At 34.0% G+C, this 16,563-nt stretch carries 18 protein-coding genes; 7 read left to right on the top strand and 11 right to left on the bottom strand.

Annotated elements, in window-relative coordinates; all coding sequences use genetic code 11:
- Positions 1-330 (top strand): hypothetical protein, encoded by a 330-nt coding sequence (locus tag Q0358_RS03840; protein WP_299547460.1) that lies wholly within the window; start codon positions 1-3, stop codon positions 328-330.
- Here the strand turns inward: Q0358_RS03840 and Q0358_RS03835 are convergent.
- The 3 genes from Q0358_RS03835 to Q0358_RS03825 all read right to left on the bottom strand — a co-directional run bounded on the left by Q0358_RS03835 (position 327) and on the right by Q0358_RS03825 (position 1,440).
- Positions 327-662: a hypothetical protein gene (locus tag Q0358_RS03835; protein ID WP_299547457.1), complete on the bottom strand. Its 336-nt coding sequence runs from the start codon at positions 660-662 to the stop codon at positions 327-329. The two genes, Q0358_RS03840 and Q0358_RS03835, sit on opposite strands and share 4 nt — an antisense overlap.
- Positions 663-672: 10 nt before the next feature.
- A complete protein-coding gene (locus tag Q0358_RS03830) occupies positions 673-1,002 on the bottom strand; it encodes a hypothetical protein (protein ID WP_299547454.1) in 330 nt (109 codons plus the stop codon).
- 105 nt (positions 1,003-1,107) lie between these two features.
- A complete protein-coding gene (locus Q0358_RS03825) occupies positions 1,108-1,440 on the bottom strand; it encodes a DUF5666 domain-containing protein (RefSeq protein ID WP_299547451.1) in 333 nt (110 codons plus the stop codon).
- Positions 1,441-1,554: 114 nt separating this feature from the next.
- On the opposite strand from Q0358_RS03825, the gene Q0358_RS03820 reads away from it, so the two are divergent.
- A complete protein-coding gene (locus tag Q0358_RS03820; RefSeq protein ID WP_299548190.1) occupies positions 1,555-2,478 on the top strand; it encodes a tRNA-dihydrouridine synthase in 924 nt (307 codons plus the stop codon).
- On the opposite strand, the gene murJ is transcribed toward Q0358_RS03820, so the two are convergent.
- Positions 2,453-3,892 (bottom strand): murein biosynthesis integral membrane protein MurJ, encoded by a 1,440-nt coding sequence (murJ, locus tag Q0358_RS03815; RefSeq protein ID WP_299547448.1) that lies wholly within the window; start codon positions 3,890-3,892, stop codon positions 2,453-2,455. The two genes, Q0358_RS03820 and murJ, sit on opposite strands and share 26 nt — an antisense overlap.
- Positions 3,893-3,993: 101 nt before the next feature.
- Here murJ and Q0358_RS03810 point away from each other — a divergent pair, with 101 nt between their 5' ends.
- Genes Q0358_RS03810 through Q0358_RS03790 form a run of 5 tightly spaced genes read left to right on the top strand, consistent with a single transcriptional unit; the run spans position 3,994 to position 9,042 of the window.
- Positions 3,994-5,781: a FapA family protein gene (locus tag Q0358_RS03810; protein ID WP_299547445.1), complete on the top strand. Its 1,788-nt coding sequence runs from the start codon at positions 3,994-3,996 to the stop codon at positions 5,779-5,781.
- Positions 5,782-5,789: 8 nt separating this feature from the next.
- Positions 5,790-6,371, top strand: a complete 582-nt coding sequence (gene ruvA, locus Q0358_RS03805) for a Holliday junction branch migration protein RuvA (RefSeq protein ID WP_299547443.1) — start codon at positions 5,790-5,792, stop codon at positions 6,369-6,371.
- A 13-nt stretch (positions 6,372-6,384) separates the two neighbouring features.
- On the top strand, positions 6,385-7,716 hold the full coding sequence (rimO, locus tag Q0358_RS03800) for a 30S ribosomal protein S12 methylthiotransferase RimO (RefSeq protein WP_299547440.1): 1,332 nt from the start codon (positions 6,385-6,387) through the stop codon (positions 7,714-7,716).
- The gene (tilS, locus tag Q0358_RS03795) at positions 7,709-8,713 is read left to right on the top strand and encodes a tRNA lysidine(34) synthetase TilS (RefSeq protein ID WP_299548187.1); all 1,005 of its coding nucleotides are present in this window, start codon (positions 7,709-7,711) and stop codon (positions 8,711-8,713) included. The genes rimO and tilS overlap by 8 nt, the downstream gene beginning before the upstream one ends.
- On the top strand, positions 8,713-9,042 hold the full coding sequence (locus Q0358_RS03790; protein ID WP_299547437.1) for a hypothetical protein: 330 nt from the start codon (positions 8,713-8,715) through the stop codon (positions 9,040-9,042). Before tilS ends, Q0358_RS03790 begins: the two co-directional genes overlap by 1 nt.
- Here Q0358_RS03790 and Q0358_RS03785 read toward each other — a convergent pair.
- From Q0358_RS03785 to glyS, 7 genes are all read right to left on the bottom strand, one after another.
- Positions 9,032-10,093 carry a glycosyltransferase family 9 protein gene (locus Q0358_RS03785; protein ID WP_299547434.1) on the bottom strand — a complete coding sequence of 354 codons (1,062 nt, stop codon included), beginning with the start codon at positions 10,091-10,093 and terminating at the stop codon, positions 9,032-9,034. The two genes, Q0358_RS03790 and Q0358_RS03785, sit on opposite strands and share 11 nt — an antisense overlap.
- A gap of 3 nt (positions 10,094-10,096) precedes the next feature.
- Positions 10,097-11,017 carry a lipid A biosynthesis lauroyl acyltransferase gene (locus tag Q0358_RS03780; RefSeq protein ID WP_299547431.1) on the bottom strand — a complete coding sequence of 307 codons (921 nt, stop codon included), beginning with the start codon at positions 11,015-11,017 and terminating at the stop codon, positions 10,097-10,099.
- Positions 11,017-12,012: a lipopolysaccharide heptosyltransferase I gene (waaC, locus tag Q0358_RS03775; protein WP_299547428.1), complete on the bottom strand. Its 996-nt coding sequence runs from the start codon at positions 12,010-12,012 to the stop codon at positions 11,017-11,019. Before waaC ends, Q0358_RS03780 begins: the two co-directional genes overlap by 1 nt.
- Positions 12,012-13,490 (bottom strand): Ppx/GppA phosphatase family protein, encoded by a 1,479-nt coding sequence (locus Q0358_RS03770; protein WP_299547425.1) that lies wholly within the window; start codon positions 13,488-13,490, stop codon positions 12,012-12,014. Before Q0358_RS03770 ends, waaC begins: the two co-directional genes overlap by 1 nt.
- A 12-nt stretch (positions 13,491-13,502) precedes the next feature.
- The gene (locus Q0358_RS03765; RefSeq protein WP_299547422.1) at positions 13,503-13,754 is read right to left on the bottom strand and encodes a YfhL family 4Fe-4S dicluster ferredoxin; all 252 of its coding nucleotides are present in this window, start codon (positions 13,752-13,754) and stop codon (positions 13,503-13,505) included.
- A 69-nt stretch (positions 13,755-13,823) separates the two neighbouring features.
- A complete protein-coding gene (locus tag Q0358_RS03760) occupies positions 13,824-14,447 on the bottom strand; it encodes a hypothetical protein (RefSeq protein WP_299547419.1) in 624 nt (207 codons plus the stop codon).
- 8 nt (positions 14,448-14,455) lie between these two features.
- Positions 14,456-16,507: a glycine--tRNA ligase subunit beta gene (glyS, locus tag Q0358_RS03755; protein ID WP_299547416.1), complete on the bottom strand. Its 2,052-nt coding sequence runs from the start codon at positions 16,505-16,507 to the stop codon at positions 14,456-14,458.
- Positions 16,508-16,563 lie beyond the last annotated feature (56 nt).

Here is a 16,563-nt window from a genome sequence, read left to right as displayed (position 1 = left end):
ATGATGATCTTTGGGGAGAATAAAAAGTTGGAATCCTTTTTTAAGATTCCACAATTTTTGTATGGAGATTTTAGTGTTTTTGGCGTGGAGAGTCATTGTCAAAGAGCAGTGGAATTTGCATTGAAGCAACTAAGAGAGAATCAGCTTGTAGAAGTTTTAGTGCTTTTAGAGTTAGATATTAGTAAGCAAGATCTTTTGGAAAGTTTAAGAGAGATTCAAAGTTTTGGCACTAAAATCTATTTTTTTTTAAAAACACAAAAAAAGATTCCAACTTTGGAAATCTATAAAAATCTTTCAAAAAGTGGAATCTTATTTTTATATAAAGTTTAGTAGGCTTTATTTTTGTAGCATTCTATTTCAATTTCTCTTGCAATAGGGTTTGCTTTATTGTTTTCTTGAAAGTATAGTTTGATTTCAACAAAAGTCCCTGGAACTAAGTCCTTAAAAGTTCCGTATTTATCAATACCAAAAACACCGCAATTATCCATATCAATTTCAGTATTTGGTAAAACTTTTACAGCAACACTATCTCCATAGATGGAATCTACAAGGATTGTTTTGTCTTTTATATTTGCCTTTGCAATCGTGCCTTGAAGCTTAAAGCTACTTGCTTGACTTGCTGTAATAAATAAAAGAAAAGTTAAAGGAATTTTTAAAAACATTGCCGCTCCTTTAATAAGCTGTGTTGCATTGCCATTTGATTCTATAAGCGTTAAAAATCTCATCTTTTGAATAGCCCTTAACTTCTACAAACATTCCAGATTTTAAAGAAGAAAAGCTTTCATTTGCAGAAAATGAACCAAACATACCACAATTTTTTCCGTGAAGTTTTGTATTTGGAAAGACTTGCACTGTAATATTTCTTTGTGCTTCTTGAATTGTGATTGTCTTTTTATGGTTATCAATATTGATAATTTGTCCAAAAAGTTCTATATGATCAGCTCCAAAAGTATTTAAGCCACTAAAAATAGCTAAAATAATGAAAAATTTTTTAACTTGCATTCTTTTCCCTTGAATTGAAAATTTATTTGAAGCTATTGTAGTGAGATATTGTTAATTTTTTGTTAAGATGATTTAAGAAGAAGTTGCTGCCTTAGCAGCAACAACTTAATATGCTTTTGCTCCACATTTCCATTCAATGCTTTTAGCACCTAAACCTCCATTTGCTTGTGGTAGAGCTTCTACTTCTACAAACATCCCTGTTTTTAAAGCTGTAAATTTCTCTTGTGTGTCATTGCCAAAAGTTCCACAATCATCGCCTTTAAGTTCTGTATGTGGAAAAACTTGAATCACAACTTCACCATTTGCATTAGAAAGAGAAATGGTTTTTTGTGCATCATTGATTTTTGTAATTTGTCCTTGGATTTCAATATCAGAATCCGCAAAAAGTGGAGAGAGAGATAATGCTAAAATTGCACTAGCTAAAATTTGCTTTAACATTTTATGTCCTTTTTGTTTTGAGATAGGGAGATTTTACCAAGACTTTGTTAATATTTTGTTAATTTTAATAAACAAAGGTTGATTTTGAAATCTATAATTAAGAAAAACACATTAATGTTAGCACCTTTAGCGGGATATAGTGATTTGCCTTTGCGTGAAGTGGCAAAAAAGTTTGGAGCGGATATTACAGTAAGTGAGATGATTAGTGTGCATGCTTTAGCCTTTAAAAACAAAAAAACACTTAAAATGGTGGAAAAATCTCCCCTTGAGAATCCTTTTGCCTTGCAGATTGCAGGAAATGATTTTGGGATTATTAGGCGTGCTGTGGAGTTTTTAAATACGCAAAAAGATGGAATCCAAATTTTAGATTTAAATTGTGGCTGTCCTGCGCCTAAGGTTTCAAGTCACGGAAGTGGCAGTTCTTTGCTTAAGGATTTAAAAAAACTTGTGGAGATTTTAACACTGATCCGTGAAATCAGTGAGATTCCATATTTAAGTGTTAAAGTGCGTTTGGGCTTTGATAAAAAGATCCCTTTAGAAATCGCACAAGCATTAAAAGACGCTCCTATTGATTACATTGTTGTTCATGGGCGAACAAAAGCTGATGGCTATAAAAAAGAAAAAATTGATTATGAGGCTATTGCGCTGATTAAGCAAAATCTTCAAATGCCACTTATTGCAAATGGAGAGATAAATAGTGCAAAAAAGAGCCAAGAAGTTATAGAATTAACAGGTGCAGATGGCGTGATGATAGGGAGAGCGGCAGTAGAGAAGCCTTGGATTTTTGCGCAAATTAAAGAAGGCTTAATAGAAGAGAGTGTGGAGTTAAGGGAGCGTGTGGCTTTAGAACATTTTGATCGCACCATTGGTTTTAGGGGAGATTATGGAGCAATTATGTTTAGAAAAAATTTACATGCATATTCTAAAGGCTTGAAAGGAGCAAGTGAGTTTAGAAGTAAGGTTAATGCGATCACAGAGCCTTTTTTAATGCGTGAAGCAATTTTAGAGTTTTTTAAGCAGGCAGAGTTTGAAGGCTAAAAATATATGTTTTAAATGCTAGTAGAATGAGAGATTCTAAAAGTAAAATTGTGCAAGTTAAAGCGATAAATTTTGGATTCCATAGTATTTTAAAAAACATTTTCCAGCTAAAAAAATGCAGTGTCAAAAAAAAGACCACAAAACCGCTAATGCTCCCTGCAAGTGCCAATCCAACTGCGCCTAAGAATTGCATTAAAATGAGAGAAAAAAATGTGCCAACTAGTAAAGAAAATGCTGAAATTTTTGCCGCTAGAGCTTGTTTGCTTTGTGAATAAAGCCACAAAGAAAAAATCCTAGATAGTCCAAAAGGGAGCAAACCAATAAGGTATGCTCCAAAAACACTAGCGCAAATTAGAGAATCTTCACGCGTAAATTTACCGCGCTCAAAAAGCAGCCAAATTATCTCATCTTTTAAAAGGATTCCACCTATCGTGCAAAGACTAAGTAAAATCAAAAGTAACCAAAAAGATTTTGTAAGGGACTTTAGAGCTTCTTGCTCTTTGGATTCTTTGATATATTTAGCTACCATTGGGAAAAGTGCAGTGGAAGTAGCGATTGCAAAAACAGCTAAAGGTAATTGAAAAATGCGATTTGCATAATAAAGATAAGAGATAGCACCACTTGCTAAAAAAGAAGCCAAAAGCGTGTCAATAAAGGAAGCAATTTGCGCTGTGGAGCTTCCAAGCATTGCAGGGAAAAACTGCTTAAAAAATTCTTTTACGCTTGTATTAATGCTATTTTTGCGATTGTGTTTTGTGGAATCCTTTAGCTCTTTTACACCACAAATTAGGAGTTTTAAAAAACCTAAGCGTTGCATTGGGATAAAGTGTAAGATAATCTGTGCAACTCCACCTGCTAGCACCCCATAACTTAGGATTAAAACTGCTTGATATGCTTCGTGATTTTGTGCTAGCAAAAGGGCGATAATCATCGCAAGATTAAGCAAAGCTGGAGAGTATGCCCAAGCAGTGAAATTGCGTTTGTATTGCAACATTGCCCCAAAGAGTGTAACAATAAAAACCAAAAGTAAATACCAAAAATTAATCACAACCAAAGGCGCAGTAAGTGCAATAAGATCTTTAGAGAATCCAAAGGCTAGAAGTTTTGTAATAGGCTCACTAAATAAGCAAACAAACAAAGAAAGAAGCAAAAGAATTGCAGAGAAAATCAAGCCAATTTTAAGCGTAAATCCACCACGAAATCTTGCTTTAAAAAATCCGGGCAAGAAGGATTGATTAAAAGCACCTTCTCCAAAAACACGGCGAAAGAGATTAGGGAGTTTAAAAGCGACAAAAAACATATCACTATAAATCCCAGCACCAAGTGTGTTTGCTGTGAGTAAATCCCTAAAAAAGCCTAAAATTCTTGAAGTTAGGATTCCACTAGAATTGGTAAAAAAACCTTTTAGAAACATTGTAAATCTCTTTTTTAAAATAAAATCAAAAATTTTAAATTAACTTATAGCAAGATTGGCTAAAATTTAATATTTATTTTTGCATAAAAGGTTTTAGAGATATGTTAAAGAAAGGTTCGCATACATTTCGACCTTATTATATTAATGAATGTGAAGATATTAAGTTTGCTATTAAGCAGATAGCTTCACAGTATAATCGTGATGCGGATTCTTTTGATTTTGAACTTCAAGCAGTAACAACTTACAAAAAAAATCTTTATGATTATGAGTTGGAGCAAATTCAGCAAGATTTTGTGGATACATTTTTGCAAAACCGCGATAATATGCTAGAGCCAAATTTGGTGATTTCACAAAGATATTGTATTTTGATTAAAGAAAAAGAGCGCAAGGAAACACGATTTCATTTAAGTGCAGATAAAGGTTTTAGTGAAGCATTTTTGTATTTTCATACAGGTTTTTCTTATAAAGAAGAAGATTTTGAAAATCTTTATACACAGATAAAAAAAGAAAAAGTTTGGAATAAGATTTTATGTTTTGATGAAGAAAAAGAACAAAAAGCATTAGCAGAGTTTCTAAAAACATTAGCTTATCCTATCAAAAAAGAGGTGCGATATTTGTTGGTGCGCGGAGTCAATCTTATCGCTAGCGTTGAAGCAAAACTAAGTTTTAAAAAAGATATAACTGCACAATTTCAAACCGTTTTAGCCGATGAAATTATTTGTGAGTTTCAAAAACCAATGCAAGGAAAGCCTGGGCGTAATATTAGGGGAGATTATATTATCCCACAAGCTCCAAAAAGCGAACATCAAACAAGTCCTTTAAGATATGATACGACGAGTATTGTGCCTGTAGAATATCCAAATAAAATAGAATACAAAAGCATTATAGGTGGAATCTTAGATTATAAAGATGATGTATTAAGTATTGAGGATACTCTTGAGGCTAAAGAGGTTTCTTTTAAGACTACTGGATCATTAATTGGTGCTATTGATAGTGGCACGGTAGTGAATATTACAGAAACAGATGTAATGAGAGAAGCCTTAGGGCAGGGAATGAAAATCCAAGCGGGAGAGGTAAATATTGAGGGCAATGTTGGTTCTGATGCGATTGTGCATTCTAAAAGAGTGCATATTGGTGGGTTGACGCATCAAAGTTCAAAAATCTATGCAGAAAATGTAGAAGTTGCTACACATAAAGGTTATATTAAGGGTGAAAATATCCAAATTGATATGCTAGAAACTGGGATTATTGAAGGAAAGCGTGTAGAAGTTAGCAAAATGTATGGTGGCAAGATTTATGCAGAAGAAATTATTATCCAAACTTTGCATTCTAATGCCTTTTTGTATGCAACAAAAAATATTCATATTGTGCATATGAAAAAAGGAGAAAATAAATTTTTTTTAGCAGCAAATTACAGCCCTGCTAACAAAGAGTTATATAACACGCTTTTAGCGCAAAAAAATAATTCTATTAAGGAAGCGATTCGTTTAACAAAAGAACTCAAAATAGAGAGCTTAGAACTCTCAAAGTTAAAAGAGACTGCCGATGAAGTGCGTAAGATTTTAACACAATATAAAAACACAAAAACAAAACCGCCAAGTTATCTGCTGGAAAAGTTTGAAGAATATCGTGCGCGCGTTGTGGCGTTGCGTGAAAAAAGAGACACAATTAATCAACGTAGTGAAACTTTTAAAATTGCGCGTGATGCACTTGCAAAGCTAGATGCACAGACAAAAGATGCAACAATTAGTGTAGATAGTGGTTGGGTGGGGCATAATGAAGTGCATTATACTTTTTATGCGCCAAGCAAGAATTTCTTATGTATCCCAAAGCCCGGCGAGCCTTCAAAAGTGATTTATAAAGATGATAAAATTGAATTAGTGTTATAAGGAGAGTGATGATTATTGCATTAGAGGGAGAGATTTTTTTAAAAGAACCTACACGACTTGGAATTAAATGCGCTGGATTAGTGTATGAAGTGTTTGTATCTTTGCAAGCTTCTCAACAAATTCAAGCAAGCATAGGAGAAAAGGTAACTTTGCATATTACACAAATTATTCGTGAAGATGCACAAATACTTTTTGGATTTGTAGAGTTATTAGAAAAAAGCCTATTTGAACGCTTAATTAAAATTAATGGTGTAGGTCCAAAGGTGGCTATGGCAATTCTTTCTACCTATACACCACAAACTTTTGCAAAGGTTGTAGAAAGTAATGATATAAAATCAATGCAACGCGTGCCGGGAATTGGTCCAAAGAGTGCTGGAAGAATTTTAGTAGAACTTTCTGGTTGGTCGCTAGATCTTATGCAAGGAGAAAGTGTAAGTCTGCCAAAGGATTCTAACTTACAACAAGTGATTTTAGCGCTAGAATCTTTAGGTTATAAAAATGACGCAATTACAAAAGCAACAAAAGGGCTACAAGGCGATGAGGTGGGCGCAATGGTAAAAGAGGCTCTAAAACGCCTGCAGACATTATAATAAGGAATCTTTTTTGAGTAAAAAATTACATTTAATTTCTTTAGGTTGCACAAAAAATTTAGTGGATAGTGAAGTGATGCTTGGACGCTTAAGCACTTATGAAAATACGCAAGATGTAAGTGAAGCTGATGTTGTGATAGTCAATACTTGTGGTTTTATTGAAGCGGCAAAACAAGAAAGCATACAAACACTTCTAAAGGCATTGGAATCTAAAAAAGATGGAGCGATTTTAGTAGCAAGTGGCTGTTTGAGTGAGCGATATGCAAAGGAGTTAAAACAGGAGATCCCGGAGATTGATATTATTACAGGTGTTGGGGATTATGACAAGATTGATGTGATGATTGAGAAGCGTAAAAAAGGAGAAACAATTTGCCAAAATCATAATGGAGTATTTTTAGCAAATGAAACAACCAAGCGTGTGATTAGTGGTTCAAAAATCCACGCATACATTAAGCTTTCAGAAGGCTGTAATCAAAAATGCAGTTTTTGTGCGATTCCATCTTTTAAGGGCAAACTACATTCGCGCACACTAGAATCCACTCTAAAGGAAGTGCAAAATTTAGTTCAACAAGGTTTTAGGGATTTTAGCTTTATTTCTCAAGATTCTAGTTCTTATTTGCGTGATTTAGGGGTTAAAGATGGACTTGTTGCATTAATTAAAGGCATTGATGAGTTGGTTGAAAATGGATTAAAACTTAGAAGTGCTAGAATTTTATATCTTTATCCCTCTACCACATCTAAAGAGTTGATTCAAGCCATTTGTGATTCTAAAGTCTTTGTGAATTATTTTGATATGCCCTTACAGCACGCAAGCCCTAGTGTGCTAAAAATAATGGGGAGAAGTCATCATTTTAAGGAACTATTAAGATTTATGCGTAAAGCTCCTAATAGCTTTGTTCGCACAAGTTTTATCATTGGACACCCTGGAGAAAGTGAAAGTGATTTTGAAGAGCTTTGTGCTTTTATTGAAGATTTTTCTTTTGATAGAATGAATCTTTTTGCCTTTTCTAAGGAAGAAGGCACAAAAAGCGCAGAAATGGAGCAGATTTCACAAAAGATTATTAATGCGCGCTTAAAAGCAATCAATGCAATTTTTACAAAACAATACAAACGTCATTTAAAAGATCTTTTAGGTAAAGAGATTGTGGTAATCCTTGAGGGAAGATCTGAAGAGTCTGAATATTTTTATAGCGCAAGAGATGTGCGCTTTGCGCCAAATATTGATGGAGAGATTTTAATTAATGATTCTTTGATTGCAGGAGAGCTAGAAGCAGGATATTATAAGATTAAAATTACAGAAGTTGTTGGAGAAAATGTTCTTGGGTGTGTGATTGGGCGTGCTTAAGCTTGAGTTTTTAGAAGTCTTAAGGCAGGGGAGGAATCTTTTAGCTTTTTCAGCAGGCGTAGATTCTAGTGCATTGTATTTTTTGTTGCGTGAGTATGGGATTGCTTTTGATGTAGCGATTGTAGATTATGGGGCAAGAAAGCAATCTAAGCTTGAAGTAGAGCGAGCTAAAATGCTTTGCTTTTGGGACAACAAGCAATGTTTTATTAAGCAAGCAAAGCCGATTTTAAAGGATTTTGAACATCAAGCACGCAAGGTGCGTTATGCGTTTTTTGAAGAAATCATACAAAAGCAAAATTACCAAAACTTGATTTTAGCCCATCAATTAAATGATGCTTTTGAGTGGTTTTTAATGCAGTTTTGTAAGGGTTCAAGTTTGCTTAAAATGCAAGGGTGCTATAAAAGACAAGGTATTGTGGATTATCAGGTGGTTAGACCGTTGCTAAAGACTTCAAGGCAAGAGATTTTAGAATATTTAAAAGGGCAAAAAATTTTTTATTTTGAAGATTTTAGTAATTTTTGTTCTAAGTTTTTACGCAATTCTTTTAGGGAAAATTTTAGTAATCCATTGCTTGAGAGATTTAAAAATGGAATTGCTTTTAGTTTGGAGCATTTAAGGCAAGAAAATGCAAAGGTAGAGAGATTTAGAATTCCAACTTTAGAAGTGTTTTGTGTGTTTAAAGATGGAAGTGTAGAACAAGCTGATAAGGCTTGTAAGTATTGTGGTGTTCTACTTTCGCGTGCGCAGAGAATTTTGCTATTAGAGCTTTTTAAAAAGGAATCTTTTTCAATAGTCGTGCAACATAAAGTGAGTATAGAAAAGTTAGAAAATAGAGTTTTTATCGCTCCTTTTAAGGAGCATTTAGAGATAATCCCAAAAGAGTTTAAAGAAAAATATCGTAAGCTCAAAATCCCAAAACGCTTTAGGGGATTTTTAGAAAATGCTAGAAAAAAAGATAAGCTTGAAGCAGTGTTGTCAATTCTAAAGGAGATATGATGGAGAAAATTTTGTTATTAAAAGACAATGTTGTTGGAGAAGATGGAGAGCTTGGAAAAAAACTTATGTTAAGTTTTTTAGGAACGCTTTTAACAAGAGAATCTTCTTTCAAAGAAATGTATTTATTAAATCGTGCGGTTTTGCTTGCTACCACAGATGATGAGGGTGTGGAGATTTTAAGGCGTTTAGAAGAAAAGGGTATGAAGATTTATTCTTGCCAGACTTGTTTGGGATATTTTAATGTTCTTGAAAATTTAAGAGTTGGTAGAGTTGGCAATATGCAAGATACTTTAAATGCGCTTTTAACGGAGAATGCCATTACACTTTAAGTAAAGGATCTAAGAAGTTTTGTAGTGCGTGCAGAGCGGATTGTTGATGAAGTTTGCTTGTAAGACAATCGCTTTTTTGGCTGTCATTGCAACCTGCCATACCACACGGAATACAGGGCATTTGCTCTTGATAAATGCAATGTTTTCCTATTTTTTGGATTCCACCTTTTTGGTTTTTATAGGGAAAATCTTGCAAGGAATTATCCCAAGGTCCCCAAACTTGTGTAAAACTTGGTCCAAAAAAAGCAAAAGTTGGAATCTCATTTGCAGCACTTAAGTGCATTATAGAAGTATCTACTCCAACAAATGCTTTAGACTTGGAGTTAAGCAAAGCAACTTCATCTAAAGCAAGATTGCCTGCGAAAATTATAGGTTTGCTTGCAGTTAGAGTTTGTATGGTTTGAATCTTTTGCGTTTCGCTTGGCGCAGCTGTTAGCACGCAAGGGATTTGATAGGTTTGTGTGATGAAATCCACAATTTTTGCACAAAAAGAATCTTCTAGGCATTTAAAATTCCAGTCGCTAAAAAAATGACAATGCACAAAATATTTGGGTAGATTTTTTAATTTAATGGAATCTTTGGCGATTTTTGGGCATACATATTTTTTAAGGATTGGAATTTCAAGGGCGCGTAAAGCATCGAGATTAGATTCAATATTGTGCTGTGGTTTGTAGCGTTTTATTTTGTGGGTGTAGAGATTTTTTGCCCAAAAACTTTTTGGTGGGAATCCAACACGCACTTTAGCACCGGTAAAAAACGCACTAAAGGCAGTGCGTTCTCCACCTGTAAGCCCAAGCACAATATCGTATTTTTGCATTCTTAAGGCAACAAGTAAAGAAAGATCAGATTTTAATCTAGAAAAAATCCCTTTAGGGCGTTTTAATGAAATGATTGTATTTAATAATGTGGAATCCAAAAGTCCTTCAGTGCCTGCATTAACAAGCATATCAATTTCACAATTTTCTCCAAAATGTGCCTTTAGGTTTTCAAAAAGAGGACTAGTGAGTAAAACATCACCAATTTTATTAAGTTTAATGATTAGAATTTTCATTATTCAATGCCTGTAAATTTCTGGATATTGATTTTTAAATTTTTTGTGAAACCATAACCACTCTTTTGGATTTTCTCTAATAATTTGTTCTAAAATATCACTTTGTAATTGCGTTAGAGATTGAATATCTGCTTGTAAATCTTGTGTTTTTTCAAATTCTAAAGGTGGAAATATTTTGATATTTATTTTTTTATAATCCTTAGAATATTCTGCGATAAAATGAACGATTTTTGCATCGTATTTTAAAGCAAGCAAAGAAGCAATAGGTGTGTGGCGGACATTTTTACCAAAAAATTTGACAAGCAATCCTTCATTTGAAGCGGTGTTTTGGTCAGTTACGATCCCAACAACACCACATTTTTTAAGAGCACGAATTAAACCGGTAGCTGCACCTTTTTTATCTAAAATTGTGATATTAAAACGCTCACGCACCCGTGTGAGATAAGAATTTACTAAGGCACTAGGTGTCATTCTAGCGACAGCTGTTATTTTATGGTCAAAAGTGCAGGTAAAAGCAGGAGTTGTGTATTCCCAGTTTCCAAAATGTGCGGTAACAAAGACGATTTTTTGATGATTTTGCAAAAGATCAGCAATGATTTCAGGTTTATCAATGTTAATGGTATCTAAAACCTTTTTTTTACTACTGACTGCAAGCATAAAAAAATGGATGCTATTATAAACTAAATTCAAATAGTTTGTTTTTAAAATTTCCTGTTTTTTTTCTTCTGATAGCGATCCATTGTAAGCAAAATCAAGATTTTTAAGCAAATCAAGTTTGCGTTTGGAATCCAAAAGATAAAGAATAAAAGCAATAGCTCTAGCAAAATTTAAACGCAAAAAATGCGGAAGATATAGAAAGAAATATCCTAAGGTATTTAAAAATAAAAAAAGAAATTTTTGTTTAATAAAAGGAGTTTTTTGCACTAAATCTCCTGGTTTAAAAGCTGTTCTACAAGCTTTAAAATCGCATTTGGAGAGATAGTTTTGATGCTAAAATCGTTTTTATCATAATTTGCATTAGGATTTGCGCTTAAAGAGAGATTTTGCGGTGTGTTAAGATTAAAACGTTCGCTTGGAGTTGCGCCAAAAAGTGTTAAAGATGGACGCCTTAAAGCCCACGCTAAATGTGTAATCCCTGTATCTCCACCGATTACTAAATCCATTTGCGCAACTAGACTTTTAATTTGTGTTAAACTTAGACTATGTGCGTGTTGAAAATTTGCATTTTTTGGAATCTGTATTGGATTTTTTGTTAAAAATATTGGTGTGTATCCTTTAGCGTTTAGTAGTTTTGTGAGTTCTAAAAAATTTTCTAAAGGATAAGTTTTATTAGGTTTTGAAGTTTCAAGCACGCAAAGAATCTTTTTTTGAAATTTTAAAAGAAATGAGAACTCCATAGGTTTAACGCCTAAAAATTGCCCTGGGGATTTTAGGGTTTCAAGGCTTGGAGTGGGTAAATTAAAAGCACCAAAGGCTAAGGTGGCATTACGCAGGAGAATATGGCTAGAATAAGGGATTGGAATCTTTTTGCTATAAAAGAATTTTGCAAGAAATTCTTTAGGAGTTTGGAATCCAAAAAGAGATTTTGTCTTTAAGGATTTTGCTACAAGAGCAGATTTTATAAGTCCTTGCATATCAAGAACAATATCAAAGGATTCTTTATTTAGGGCTTTATGGATTGCGAGCAAGGCTTTTAAATCTTTAGAATGTATAGCATTTTTTAATGGTAGTGCGATGAGTTGATGAATATATGGGGAATCTTCTAAAATTTCTTTAAAAGCAGAATCTACAATCCAACTAAGACGGATTGTGCAGTGTGCATTAAGAACTTTAAGTAGGCTTGGTAAAATGCTAGCGCTATGGATAATATCCCCCATAGCACTTAAACGCACAATTGCAAGATTTAGAGCTTTGGACATTATTGCCCCTTAGAGCTTGTAAGGGCAAGCTGTGAAAGTGGGCTAGGAAGTGTGAGTTTTTTTAGCTTTTCTTGCACAAGGTAGGAGACGTTTGGGTGTGTGATTTGCAGTGTGTAGCCATTTAATCCTTCAAAGAGCATAAAATGAAAGTCGCGTGGTTTTTCATTTTGGCTTAAAATTTCACTTAATGCTACAAAAAAACTAAGGATTTTTAGGATTTGCAAGTTTGGGAGTAACTCTAAATAAGAGAGAGAGTCTGGAATCTTTTTGCCTGCATAACGCACAATTGTAGCAATAAGCAAGCGTTCTTGATGTGTTAAGCCGTAATTTAGAGCATTTAATAAGATATAATCACTATGATAGCCTTTCTCATAAAAGTTAAGTGCAATCCCAATATTGCAAAGTTCTGCGCTTATGTTTAGATGTTTTTTATAGTTTTGTGGAATAAGATCTAGATTTTCTTGTGCGTTAAAAAGACGCATAGCTAAAAGTTTTTGCGCATTAGATTGCGTTGGATTTTTTTGGAATCTATCTTTTAAATTGCGCACACTAGGATTAAAGTTTGGCGGAAAATGTCCATTTTCATTGCGTAATAAGTCATTTAAAAATACACCTTCTCTTACGCCAACACCACTTGTTACAACGCTTTGTGCGCCAAAATGCAAAAGAGCTAGATGAAAGATTAATGCGCCACCTTGTATGGAGTCAATGCGATCTTCTTTGATACCTAGTTTTGGAAGATCACTGGGCTTTGCGGAATAAATTGCGCGGAAAAACTCTGTGTGGCTAAAAAAATCATATTCAAAGGCATGCAGTGTATCAATTGGATATTCAATGCGCTTTTGGATTGTTTTGCTAAGTGCTCTTGCTGTGCCACCGATTCCAAAAATGCGTTTATGTAGAAAATGTTTTGGGAGATTATGGAGTGCATTTTGAACGAAGTCCTTTGCACCTTTTAAATCTCCTTTATCCAAAAAAAGTTCTTTTAAACGGATTGTGCCAATATCCAATGAGATTTTATCAATGATTTTATGGTTTTCAATAAGTGCGCATTCTGTGCTACCGCCACCAATATCAATAGTGATCCCACTAGCATAAGGCAAAAGATTTAACGCGCTTAATGCGCCAAAATAAGCTTCTTGTTCTCCACTTATGACTTTAATTTTTAAACCAATGTTGCGTGCAAGTTTTAAAAACTCTGTTTTGTTTGGCGCATCACGCACTGCTGAGGTTGCTACACATAGAATCTTGCGCGCTTTATGAGTTTTTGCAATGCTCAAAAAGTCTTTTAATGCACAAATTGCACGCTCCATAGGAATAGGCTGTAAGTAGCCATTGTGCGCATAAGTGGATTCTGAAATCCTAACTTTACTCTTTGTTTCATAAAGGAGATGGAATCCTAAATGGCTAGTTTTTTCAAAGATTGCCATTCTTACAGAATTTGAACCAATATCAATGATGGCAGTGATTTTTGCCATTACTTATAGCCTTTAGTCTTCTTTATGGATTTGTGAATGCTTAAATTTTAATTCTTCAAGCGTCTCTACATTATCAGGATCTGGAATAATCGCATCCACAGGACACACAGACAGACAAGCGGGCTCATCATAAAAACCAAAGCATTCTGTGCAACGCTCAGGATCAATAGTGTAATAAGGATCCCCTTCTTCTATGGCTTCATTTGGACATTCTTCGCGACAAGCATCACAGGCAATACATTCTTCATTAATCATTAATGACATAAAAAACTCCACAAGTTAAAATGAAATGTAGCATTTAACTAAAATAATCTAAAATTAAGCTTAAAAAATTTATTTTTTGATGATTTGCGCATCAAGCGTGTTGATAATAGATGAATTAAAATTTTCTTTGGATAGACTTGAGATTAGGATTTTTTGTTTGGGGACTAGAGAAATAAGTGAAAAAGTTTCATTAAGATTTAAAAGATCTGCTTTTGCAAAAATTGCTTTTGTTAAATCCTCTTTGGATTCTATGCAAAAGATTCTTTCTAGCCCTAGTTTTAATGCGTATTGACTAAGTTCTTTAAGTGTTTTTTGCTCTAAATATTTTGGATAAAGCATTACGCAATCTACACCATAAACAAGGGCTTCTAAAAGTTGGTAAGAATCCAAAATTAAAAAATCATAAATTAAGGGGGTATTGACATAGCGTCTAAGGTAAGTTGTAAGTTCTAATGATTCTGTAATAAAGGCTTTAACATCTTTTTCAAGCTCTTTTGCATGCAATAAAAAATCTTCATTATCAATAAGCATATAAATTGTATGAAGTGCATTTGTGCGTTTTAAATCCAATGGGCGGGGTTGGTAGGGAGTGTAGGCAAGGCTTTTGCCAAGCCATTGCATATCAAAGCTTTGTTTTTTTACTGCAATTGCTTCTTTGATTTTTGTAATTTTCACACCCTTAAATTCTTGCAAAGAAAATCCTAGAAACTAATTTCTTTAATATCTGCAATGCTTAAAAACTCTTTATAAATGCGAGCAATGAGATGTTTGCGGTTATTTTTAAAATCTTCGTCAGGAGCATTTACAAGCACTTTATCGAAAAAGCGTTCTAAAATTGGACTTAAGCTTAGAAGAGATTCTAAGTGTTTTGTATAATCATTGCTTTTGCAGAGTTTAAAACTATTGTAGAGTTCTATTTCTTCACTAGCTAGAAGTTTGTCTTCTTTGATGGGGAGTTCTCCTGTTAAATCAACTTCTTTTGTAATGTTGGCTAGGCGTTTAAAAGTTTGCGTTAAAAGTTGTTTATCTTGATTTTTTAATGCAGAATCTAAAGCTACTAATTTTTGAAAAATCTGCACTAAATCGCGTTCATTTGTGGCTAAAACAGCACGCAAGAGTGATGGATTGAATTCTAATGTGGAATCTAAACGCTCTAAAATAAAGTTTTCTAGCGTGTCTATATCAAAATCTTTGTAAGATTTTTTAAGGGTTTGTAAAACTTCTCTTAAGTGAAAAGGCAAACGGAAATGCAAGACGATTTTAATGATTCCATTTGCGGCACGGCGCAAAGCAAAAGGATCGCGTGAGCCACTTGGGATTTTGCCAACGCTAAAGAGTCCTAAAAGATTATCAAGCTTATAAGCAAGCGCGATAATGGCACTTGTGAGATTTGATGGCAAAGCACTTTCTTCAGAGTTTGGTAGATATTGTTCTTTGATTGCAAGTGCAACGCGATCTTCATAGCGCAGTGCTTTAGCATAGTAATATCCCATAATTCCTTGTAATTCTGTAAATTCATAGACCATTTCACTCATTAAATCGGCTTTGCTAAGTAAGCTTGCTTGATCTAAGATCTCAAAAGTTAATCCTAGATTTTGCTCTTCTTTTTGTAGATTCTCTTTAAATAAATCTCCTAAAACCCTAACAATTAAGCGTTCTCTCTCAGTTTTATCCCACATTGAGCCTAAGCCCTCTACAAAAGTTACTTCTTTTAATTTTTCTGGCATAAAACCATTTTTTAAGTCATTGTGGTAGAAAAATAGTGCATCTTCTAAGCGTGCGCGTAAAACTTTAATATTGCCTGCGATGATTTCTTTTGGGTTTTTGCTCAAAGTGTTTGAAACTAGGATAAATCCGTGGTGAAGCTTGTTGTTTTTATAGGTTGCAAAATAGCGTTGATTGACTTTCATTGAAGTGATAATGCAAGGAGCCGGGAGCTCTAAGAAGTGTGCGCTAAACTCTCCAAAAAGTGCAGTAGGATATTCTGTAATTGCTACAACTTCATTGAGTAAATCTTGATCAATTTCTACTTGGAGATTTTGGGTTTTTTCAATTTCTGTGATCGCCTTTAAAATTCTATTTTTGCGTGCATTTTGATCTAAAATAACTCCATTGTCTTCTAAGGTTTGTAAATAAGACTCTAAAGAGCTTACATCAAAAGGTTCAAAGCTTATATTGCGATGCACATAAGTTTGTGCTTTTGCTTCTATGCCATAGAGTTTTAAGGGGGTGAGTTTGGAATCTAAAAGACATAAAATCCAAGAAATAGGGCGAATGAAAGATTCTTTTAGGCTTCCCCATCGCATTGTTTTTCCGAAATTTAGCGATTCTAAAAATTCTTTCACGATTGCTTCTAATAGTGCGCTAGAAGAGAGTTGTTCTGCGTTTTTTTGGCAATAAAGAATTTCCTTTCCGTCTTTTTGTATAATTTGTGCATTCTTAGGATCTATCCCACATTTTTTAAAAAATCCTAATGCAGCTTGTGTTGGTGCATTATCTTTGTAAGCAATACTTAAAGGCGGTCCGAAAAACTCTAAAGTTTCAGCACTTTGAAGATTTGGAAATTCTTTTGCAATAATAACCAAGCGGCGCGGCGTGTAATAAAACTCAAATGCGCAATTTAAGCGGTTCGCTTCTAAAATTTTTTGAAATTTATTTTTAATATTTGGCAATTCTGCTAAAAATGGAATTGCTGGTAATTCTTCTGTGCCAATTTCAAGCAAAAGTGGGCAAGTCTGTAACGCAGTTGTCATTTTCTACCTTCTAAAAAAATTCCAAAATTGTAACAAAACAAAAGCTAAAAAACCCT

The sequence above is a fragment of the uncultured Helicobacter sp. genome (assembly GCF_937893305.1).
Classification (GTDB): domain Bacteria; phylum Campylobacterota; class Campylobacteria; order Campylobacterales; family Helicobacteraceae; genus Helicobacter_D.
This window is presented reverse-complemented; position numbering and strand designations above follow the sequence as displayed.

Coding starts and splice junctions, on each gene's coding strand:
- Q0358_RS03840 (WP_299547460.1), top strand. CDS start 1: ATGATGATCTTTGGGGAGAATAAAAAGTTGGAATCCTTTTTTAAGATT.
- Q0358_RS03835 (WP_299547457.1), bottom strand. CDS start 662: ATGTTTTTAAAAATTCCTTTAACTTTTCTTTTATTTATTACAGCAAGT.
- Q0358_RS03830 (WP_299547454.1), bottom strand. CDS start 1,002: ATGCAAGTTAAAAAATTTTTCATTATTTTAGCTATTTTTAGTGGCTTA.
- Q0358_RS03825 (WP_299547451.1), bottom strand. CDS start 1,440: ATGTTAAAGCAAATTTTAGCTAGTGCAATTTTAGCATTATCTCTCTCT.
- Q0358_RS03820 (WP_299548190.1), top strand. CDS start 1,555: ATGTTAGCACCTTTAGCGGGATATAGTGATTTGCCTTTGCGTGAAGTG.
- murJ (WP_299547448.1), bottom strand. CDS start 3,892: ATGTTTCTAAAAGGTTTTTTTACCAATTCTAGTGGAATCCTAACTTCA.
- Q0358_RS03810 (WP_299547445.1), top strand. CDS start 3,994: ATGTTAAAGAAAGGTTCGCATACATTTCGACCTTATTATATTAATGAA.
- ruvA (WP_299547443.1), top strand. CDS start 5,790: ATGATTATTGCATTAGAGGGAGAGATTTTTTTAAAAGAACCTACACGA.
- Q0358_RS03790 (WP_299547437.1), top strand. CDS start 8,713: ATGGAGAAAATTTTGTTATTAAAAGACAATGTTGTTGGAGAAGATGGA.
- Q0358_RS03785 (WP_299547434.1), bottom strand. CDS start 10,093: ATGAAAATTCTAATCATTAAACTTAATAAAATTGGTGATGTTTTACTC.
- waaC (WP_299547428.1), bottom strand. CDS start 12,012: ATGTCCAAAGCTCTAAATCTTGCAATTGTGCGTTTAAGTGCTATGGGG.
- Q0358_RS03770 (WP_299547425.1), bottom strand. CDS start 13,490: ATGGCAAAAATCACTGCCATCATTGATATTGGTTCAAATTCTGTAAGA.
- Q0358_RS03765 (WP_299547422.1), bottom strand. CDS start 13,754: ATGTCATTAATGATTAATGAAGAATGTATTGCCTGTGATGCTTGTCGC.
- glyS (WP_299547416.1), bottom strand. CDS start 16,507: ATGACAACTGCGTTACAGACTTGCCCACTTTTGCTTGAAATTGGCACA.